General features: G+C 74.1%; 5 protein-coding genes. 3 read left to right on the top strand and 2 right to left on the bottom strand.

Annotated elements, in window-relative coordinates:
• From FOE67_RS09565 to FOE67_RS09555, 3 genes are all read left to right on the top strand, one after another.
• On the top strand, positions 1-2,663 hold a 2,663-nt coding region (locus FOE67_RS09565; protein ID WP_182662531.1), incomplete at its 5' end, for a non-ribosomal peptide synthetase.
• Positions 2,660-3,925: a cytochrome P450 gene (locus FOE67_RS09560; protein WP_182662529.1), complete on the top strand. Its 1,266-nt coding sequence runs from the start codon at positions 2,660-2,662 to the stop codon at positions 3,923-3,925. The genes FOE67_RS09565 and FOE67_RS09560, both read left to right, overlap by 4 nt.
• Positions 3,926-3,956: 31 nt before the next feature.
• The gene (locus tag FOE67_RS09555; protein WP_182662527.1) at positions 3,957-5,222 is read left to right on the top strand and encodes an MFS transporter; all 1,266 of its coding nucleotides are present in this window, start codon (positions 3,957-3,959) and stop codon (positions 5,220-5,222) included.
• Between the two features lie 87 nt (positions 5,223-5,309).
• Here the strand turns inward: FOE67_RS09555 and FOE67_RS09550 are convergent, their stop codons facing one another.
• On the bottom strand, positions 5,310-8,213 hold the full coding sequence (locus FOE67_RS09550; RefSeq protein ID WP_182662525.1) for a helix-turn-helix transcriptional regulator: 2,904 nt from the start codon (positions 8,211-8,213) through the stop codon (positions 5,310-5,312).
• 142 nt (positions 8,214-8,355) lie between these two features.
• Positions 8,356-8,543 (bottom strand): hypothetical protein (locus FOE67_RS09545; RefSeq protein WP_182662523.1); only part of this gene is annotated, 188 nt, incomplete at its 5' end.

Raw genomic sequence — 8,543 nt, 5'->3', positions numbered from 1 at the left:
CCCCGCCCGCCCTTCCGCCGGCCTCACGGGAGGCGGTCCTCGCCCTCGGTCGCGGACCGGACCGGACCAACACGCCGCTGCTCTTCCACGAGTGCGTCGACGGCCATGCCGCCCGCACCCCGCACGCCGTCGCCGTCTCCCACTCCGGCGGCGAGCGGGTCACCTACGCCGAACTGGGGATCGCCGCCCGGGGGATCGCCGAGCGGCTGCGGGACCTGGGCGTCGGCCCGGAGACCGTCGTCGGGATCTGCGTCGACCGCGGACCGGACATGGTGCGCGCCGTGCTCGGGGTCCACCGGGCGGGCGGGGCCTTCGTGCCGCTGGACCCGCAACTCCCCGCGGAGCGGCTGCGGTTCATCGCCCGTGACAGCGGTATGCGGGTCCTGCTGACGCAGTCCCCCCTCGCGGACACGGTGCCCTTCGACGGCCCCGTGCTGCTGCTGGACAGTCCCTCCGACCGCTCCGCCCCCTCCGACCCGCTCCCGGAGGCGCCGATCGGCCCCGACAACACCGCCTACGTCATCTACACCTCGGGCTCCACCGGGACCCCCAAGGGGGCCGCCATCCCCCACCGGGGCCTCACCAACATGCTGGAGGGCCAGCGGGACCTCGTCACCCACGGCCCCGGGGTGCGGGTCCTGCAGTTCGCCTCCTTCGGCTTCGACGCCTCCATCCTGGAGATGACCTGGGCCCTGGCCAACGGCGGGGTGCTGTGCACCGCGTCCCGCGAGGACCTGCGCCCCGGCCCGGACCTGGCCGACACCCTGATCCGCGAGGGCGTCACCGCCGCGATGCTCCCGCCCAGCGCCCTGGCCACCCTCGGCGAGGACCGGTTCCCCGCCCTGGACCAGCTCCAGGTCGCGGGCGAGGAGTGCCCGGCCGACCTGGCCGACCGGTGGTCCCGGGACCGGTGCTTCCTCAACGTCTACGGCCTGACCGAGGCGTCGGTGTGGAACGTCGCCGCGCGACTGCGGCCCGCCGGCGGTCGTCCGCCGATCGGGACCCCGATCCGCAACACCCGCGTCCACGTCCTCGACGAGGACCTGCGTCCCGTCCCCGTGGGTGTGCCCGGCGAGATCCACCTCGGCGGACACGCCGTCGGCCGCGGCTACCTCAACCGCCCCGAACTGACCGCCGCCGCCTTCGTGCCCGACCCCTACGGGCCGCCCGGCGCCCGGCTGTGCCGCACCGGTGACATCGGCACCCACCTGCCGGACGGCTCGGTCCGCTGGCTCGGACGCCGCGACGCGCAGATCAAGCTCCGCGGCTACCGCATCGAACTCGGCGAGATCGAGCACGCGCTGCGGCGGCTCCCCGACGTCGGCCAGGCCGTCGTCCTCCTGCGGCGCGACCTGCCCGGCGAACCCGGCATCGTCGCCTACCTCGTGCCCCGGGACGGCGCGGAGCCGACCGTCGAGTCGCTGCGCCGGGACCTGCGCGGCCGACTGCCCGGCTACATGGTTCCCGCCCGCTTCGTGGTCCTGGACGCCATGCCGGTCAACAGCAGCGGCAAGATCGACCGGCGGGCGCTGCCCCTGCCCTCCGCCGAGCGGGCGGGGGACGGAGCCGGGTACGTCGCTCCCCGCACCCCGGTGGAGGAGACCCTCGTCGACGTCTGGCGGGAGGTCCTGGGCCTGGAACGCATCGGTGTCCACGACGACTTCTTCCACATCGGCGGCAGCTCCCTGTCCACCGTGCGGGTGGCCGCCCTGGCCGGGGACCGGGGCCTGTCGATCTCGGTGCGCGACCTCATCGAGACCCCCACCGTGGCCGGCCTCGCGGACCGGGCCGACCGGGCCGGTCGGTGCCCGGGTGCCGCGGGATCCGACGCGGTCCCGGAGATCCGTTCCGAGGTGCGGCTGCGCGGGGGCGACGGCGTCCCGCTGTGGTGCGTCCACCCCAGCGGGGGCAGCGCCGCCTGGTACGTCCCCCTGGCCCGGGCCCTGCCGCCGGGGGACCCGGTGCGGGCCTTCCAGGCGCGCGGCCTGCTCGGCGGCACCGACCCCGGGGACATCCCCGGCATCGCCGCCAACTACGCGGCCGAACTGGCGGAACGGGGCGGACCCGGACCGCACCACCTGCTGGGCTGGTCGATGGGGGCCAACATCGCCCTGGAGATGGCCGGCCGGCTGCACGCCGACGGCCACGAGGTCGCCCCGCTGGTGCTCATCGAGCCCTACCTGCCGAGCCCGGAGGCCGGCGCCCGGCTCGCCGGGGTCGGCCGACGGATGCGCGAGGCGCTGCCCCTGCGCGACCGGGTCCGGGAGCTGCCGCCCTCCCCGGAGCGGGATCGGGCCGCGGCGGAGCTGACCGCCCTCCTGCTGGACGCCGGCATGAGCCGGAGCGAGGCCGACATGGTGGAGAAGGCGCCCATCGAGGTGTGGCACTCCCTGCTCACCGCGCTCGCCGACTACACCCCGCGCCCCTACCCGGGCCACGTCCACCTGGTCATCGGCACCGCCGCCGCCCACCTGCCGGAGGACCGTCCCATGCCCGGCCTGGACGTCGGCTTCCGCGCCTACGTCGACCGCTGGCGCGCCCTCGCCGGCGGCGGGCTGACCGTCCACATCACCGAGGGCGACCACATGTCCATGCTCTCCGAGCCGCTGGTGCGCCGCACCGCCGCGCTGCTGGAGTCGATCAGGGCGGAGGCCCGGAAGTGAACGCACCCCTCACCCTCACCGCCACCACCGGGACCACGGCCCCGGGAGCGCCGCTGTTCACCGAGCGGTACCTGCTCGATCCGGTGATCAACGCCGATCCCTACGGCTACCTCAACGCCCTGCGCGACCACCGGCCGGTCCACCACAGCCGCATGCACAACGCCTGGCTGATCACCGGCCACGAGCAGGTGATGCGCTGCCTGCGCGACCCGGCGATCTCCGCCGACCGGGTCCGGCCGCTGATGGACGCCGTTCCGCAGGGCGCCCGCGAGGACGCCGAACGCGCCTTCGGCATCCTCTCCCGCTGGATGGTCTTCAACGACCCGCCGCAGCACCGCCGGCTGCGCCAGGTCTTCCAGGAACAGTTCGCGGCCCGGGCCATCGCGCGCTACCGGGGCTTCGTCGAGCGGGTGACCCGCACCGTGCTCGCCCGTCGGGCCGTGCCCGGCACCACGGGCGACCTCGTCGCGGACATCGCCCGGCCGCTCCCCTCGCTGGTCTTCGGCCGCTGGCTCGGCGTGCCGGCGGCCGACGGCCCCTCGTTCTGGTACTGGAACGCCCGGGTGGGCGATCTGGTCCTGGGCGCGGCGCAGGAGGAACGCGAGTACCGCACCTCGCTGCGCTCCCTGGTCAGCCTGGAGGACTACCTGGGGGACCTGGTGCGCCGACGTCGTTCCGAACCCGGCGACGACCTGATCGGCTCGGTCCTCGCCGACGGACGGGTCGGTGACACCGTCACCGAGGAGGAGTTCGTCGGGATGCTCACCCAGATGGCCTTCGCCGGCGGCGAGACCACCGGCAACCTCATCGCCAACGCCGTCCTGGCCCTGCTGCGGAACCCGGCCGAGCTCGCCGCCGTCCGGGAGGACCCCGAACTGGTCGGGGCGGCGATCGAGGAGACCATGCGGTACGACGGCCCCTCCAAGATGTCCATCCGGGGCGCGGCCCGGGACCTGGAACTGGACGGCCACACCATTCGGGCGGGGGACCGCCTGTTCCTGGTCACCGCCGCGGCCAACCGCGATCCGGCGCGTTTCCCCGACCCCGACGTCTTCTCCGTGCGGCGCGGCAAAACCCCCCACCTCGGCTTCGGCTTCGGCGCCCACTTCTGCATCGGCGCGGCCCTGGCCCGTCTGGTGGCGGTCACCGTGGTCGACGTGTTGCTGCGCGAGCACCCCGATCTGCGCCTCGCCTCCCGGGAGCACACCTGGCAACCCTCCCTGCTCAACCGCAGCCTCACCGCACTGCCCGTCCACTACTGACCCCCGCCCACCGCGCACGAGAGGTCCACTCATGACCACCACCCTGGGAGGTGCCGGGGCACGCCTGTGGAGTCCCGCCGGGCACCCCTCCTTCCGACTGCTGTGGCTGGCCCAGGCCCTGTCCCAGCTCGGTCACGGCTTCAGCTACATCGCCTTCGCCTGGGTCACCCTCACCCTCACCGACTCCACCCTCGCCCTCGGCTACGTGCTCGCCTTCCAGGCCGTGCCCCGCGCCGTGCTCACCCTGGTCGGCGGATCACTCGGTGACCGGTGGTCGCCCCGCCTGCTGATGGTGCTCTCCAGTTGGGCGCGGTCCGGCCTGATGGCCGCGGTCGGCCTGGCCGCGCTGACCGGAACACTGACGCTGTGGATGCTGTGCGTCGCCGCCGCGCTCTTCGGGGCCGTCGACGCCTTCTTCCAACCCGCCCGGGTGGCGATCCTGCCCCGGGTCGTGGACCGGGAGACGCTGACCCAGGCCAACGCCCTCCTGGGGGCCGGCGCCCGGGTGTGCGCCGTGCTGGGACCGGCGCTCGGCGGTGTCGTGGTGGCCTTCACCAACGCCGGGGTGGCCTTCCTCGTCGACGCGGCCTGCTTCGCCGTCTGCGCCCTGTGCGTCTCCGGCATCCGGACCCGTCGGAAGACCGCCGACGAGACGACGGAGGGGGACGGGGGCGGGCCGGACGACGGCGCCGACTCCGGCCTGGTCGCCCGCATCGGTGCCGGCGTGCGGTACGCCTGGGGGGACGCCCGCATCCGCTGCATGCTCGCCGTGGACGTGGCCGTGACGTTCTGTTACGCGGGGCCGTTCACCATCGGCTTCGCCGCCCTGGCCCGCGGGGAGTTGGAGGGGGGCTCGATGACCCTGGGCCTCCTCAACGGGGCCCTCGCCGCCGGCGCCACCCTCGGCGCGCTGGTCGGGGGCACGGTGTCCGGGCGGCCCCGGGTGGGTCTGCTGGTGGCGGGGCTCGCCGGCTGGTTGGCGGTGGGCATGGGGGTGCTGGGGGTGCTGGACAGCGCCGCGGTGGCCGTCGGAACGGTCCTGACCATGGGCTTCGCCATCGGCTTCCAAGGGGTCTTCGGGCTCAGCTGGCTCCAGCGCAACGTCCCCGAGTCGGTGCTGACCCGGGTCATCTCCCTGGACATGGTCCTGGGGTACGCCATCGCCCCCGTCTCCCTGCTGATGTGCGGGGCGCTCGCCGACACGGGCACCGGGGCGATGTTCGGGATCGTCGCCCTCATCCTGGCCCTCACGGGCCTGGGGACGCTGGCCTCGCGCCCGGTCCGGGCCATGAGGTGAGCGCGGGGGAGCGGTTCCCGCGGCAGGGGCGCCGCCCCGGGGGCGGAGCGCCTCCGGGACGGGGCGCCCCGGGGGCGGGGGCGGTCCTCACAGGGAGGCCGAGAGGTCGCACAGGGCCGCTCGGTTGGGACGACCGGTCTTGGTGAGCAGACTCGCGATGTGCTTCTCCACCGTCCGCGGGGATATGCACAACCGGTCGGCGATGTCCTTGTTGCCGGGGCGGTCCGGGAGCAACCGGAAGACCTCGTACTCCCGGACGGTCACGCCCAGGGCCCGCAGTTCCTCGGGTATGCGGCTGGTCCCGGTGCGGTGCTGGTGCACCGGGGCACCCATGCGACGCAGCGCCGCCCGGCAGGCGTTGGTCACGTCGGGCACCTCGTGGCGGTGGAAGTGGTGCTCGGCCCGGCGCAGCCAGGAGACGGGCTCGCCCCACCCGTCCTCCCGGGCGGCGTCGGCGACCAACCGCAGGCCCAGGTGCAGGGCGGTGGGATAGGGCTCGGCGAGCCGCAGGGCCCCGGCCAGCACGGTCCCGGCCTCCTCGCCCCGCCCCTCGCGACCGAGGAGGACGGCCCGGGCCAGTTCCAGGAACTGCCGGTTCCAGCGCAGCCGGCCCGGTGCGCCGCCGGCGGTCTCCTCGTGGGCGGTGCGGTCGGCGTCCCCGGAGAGCACGTCCAGCAGGACCGCGAGTCCGTGGTGCCCGCTGAGGTGGTAGGTGCTCGGGTTCTCCCGTTCCAGGAGGGCGACCTCCCGCAGCTCCCGAACGGCACGGGAACGGTCCTCCTCCAGCAGCGAACAGAACGCCCGGGCCAGACCGAGCGTCAGCGGCTCCTCCTGGGAGCCGGGACCGTCCCACTCGGCGAACGCCTCCAGCGTCGCCTCCATCGCGGGCCGGTCGCCGCGGTGTCCCGCCAGGGCCGAGCGGGCCAGGAGCAGATAGCGGGCGGCGGGGGCCAGCCGCAGACGCTGGACGACCGGCAGCTGGGCGTCCACGGACCGTTCCGCCCCGGCGAAGTCGGCCCGCAGCACGGCGTCCAGGGTGAGGATGCCGTCGATGGTGTGGACGACGGTGACCGACCCGAGGCGTTGTGCCTCCTCCCGGGCGGTCCGCAACGCCTCCGGGTCCCCGTCGGCGAGCCACCTGTTGCCACCGATACGGGTGAGGACGTACATCCGTTGCAGGGGGAGGCGGTGCTTCTCCGCCAGGTAGAGGGCCCGTTCCAACAGCCCGGTGGCCTCCTCGACGTCGCGCTCCCGGGTGAGGCCGGCCAGCAGTTCGAGGGCACGGCAGGCGACCACGGGCAGTCCGTGCCGCTCGGCGGCCTCCAGCCCGGAACGGGCCAGTTTCTCGGCGAGTTGGGTACGAGCCGCTCCCGGGGTGTCCAGGGTCAGGTAGGCCGCGGCGACATCGATGGGTGCGGTGTCCTGTTCCGCCGCCCCCTCGCCCAGAACGGCACGGGCCCGTTCGATCTGTCGGTTTCCGTCGGCCCAGCGTCCGGCGATGTGGGCGACCCCCGCGAGGCGCGTGTGCAGGGCGGAGAGCCGTCGTGGGGTGAGCCCCGCTCCTCCCAGCGCGTGCAGTTCCTCCGCCAGGGCGAAGGCGCGGGGGAACTCCCCCGCTTCGGCCAGGGCCGGCAGCAGTGCCTCCAGGTTCTCCGCGCGACGGGTGATCTCCGGGGTGTCGAGCAGGAGTTCCTCGGCCCGGTTGAGCAGGGTGACGGCCGAGCCCACCGTGCCGCCGCGCAGCGCCCGCAACCCCGCCTCGGCGAACAACCTCCCGGCCGCGACATGGTCCCCGGCCGCGAGGCGCAGTTCGGCCACGAGTGGACACCACTCGCCGTCCAGCGTCGGATGCAACGCCTCCACCGCGTCGGCGGCCCGCCCGGCGAGGGCGGCCCGGTTGCCCGGGGTGAGCTGGGTGAAGAGCGCCTCCACCGTGAGCGGGTGACGGAAGGCGTACCAATCGGGCGAGGGCTCGTCGGGCACCACGAGCTGGGCGGCGACGCCGGCGTGCAGGTGCGTCAGCAGATCGCGGTCGTTCATCCCGGTCATGTGCTGGAGGACCGACAACGGGAAGCGGCGACCGAACACGGCTGCCGCGGAGAGCAGTGTCAGCCCCTGCGGCCCGAGCCGGTCGATGCGGCGCAGGATGCCCCGGGCCAGCGTGCTCGTCACGTCGCTGCGCGGGTCGCCGACCACGCGCCAGCCGTCCTCGCCCCGCACCAGCGCCCCGCCGGAGATCATTCCCTGGAGGAGTTCCTCGATGATGAAGGGGCTGCCCGCGCTGTCGTCCCACAACCTGTCCAGGGCCGCCTCGGGGACCCCTTTCGGATCGGTTCCCAGGTGGGCCGCCATCATCTCCCGCACCTCGTCGCGGCGCAGCGGCAACAACTCCAACAACGAACCGGTGCCGCGTTGTTGGGCGGCGAGCGCCATGTCCAGCGCGTCACAGGGCTCGGTACGGATCGTGGCGAGCAGCACGGCGGGCGAGAAGTCGAGGTTGTCCACCAGGTACTCGACCACGGCCAGGGTTTCCGGATCGGCGTCGTGGAGGTCCTCCAACAGCAGGAGTTGTCCCCGTTCCCGCCCGGTGGCGATCAGCAGCCGCAGCACCGCCTCGCCGAGGACGACCATGGAGCCGGCCTCGCGGACCTCGTGGCCCCACTCGGGAATCAGCTGCCCGAGCACCGGCCGGTAGGGTCCCAGGGCCAGGTCGTCCATCGGCTCACCGCCGCGGAACAGCGACATCAGTGCCTCGGTGAGCGGCCGGAAGGGGATGGTGGGGCCGGTGGTGCTGCTGCGTCCGCGGAGCACCCGCATGCCGGAATCGAAGGCCATCCCGACAGCCTCGGCCGCGAGACGCGACTTGCCGATGCCGGCTTCCCCCGTCAGGAAGACGACCCCGCCGCGTTGATTCCGCGCGTTCACCAGCGACTGCTCCAGCCGCGCGAGGTGGTGGTCACGTCCGACGATGTGCGGCGCACGAGAACGCATGGGGATGAAGTGTACTCGGCAGTCACTTGGCGCGGCAGGGAGCGAGTCGGACGGATCCGATCATTCCCGTGCGGCCGCACGGGACGGCGCGGGCCGCCCGCGGTGGAGGGGGCGTCCCGCGCCGTTCGTCGGTGTCACCGGGTCAGACCATGCCCCCGGGAGCGGAGACGCTGGTGTCCATGGTCCCGATCGTGACGACGAGGCCGCTTGTCAGCACCATCCCGGCCAGGGCACGGGCCCGGGCGCAGGCCCTGTTCCGTCCGCTCAGGGCGATCCCGCCGGTGGGGTCCTCCGGCCGGTCGGCGGGGAGGGCGGGGGACTCGACCGGAG

Origin of the sequence: Streptomyces calidiresistens, assembly GCF_014141525.1 — a bacterium.
In the GTDB taxonomy this organism is placed as follows: domain Bacteria; phylum Actinomycetota; class Actinomycetes; order Streptomycetales; family Streptomycetaceae; genus Streptomyces; species Streptomyces calidiresistens.
The sequence above is the reverse complement of the archived record's forward strand: the minus strand, read 5'-3'. Positions and strand labels throughout refer to the sequence as shown.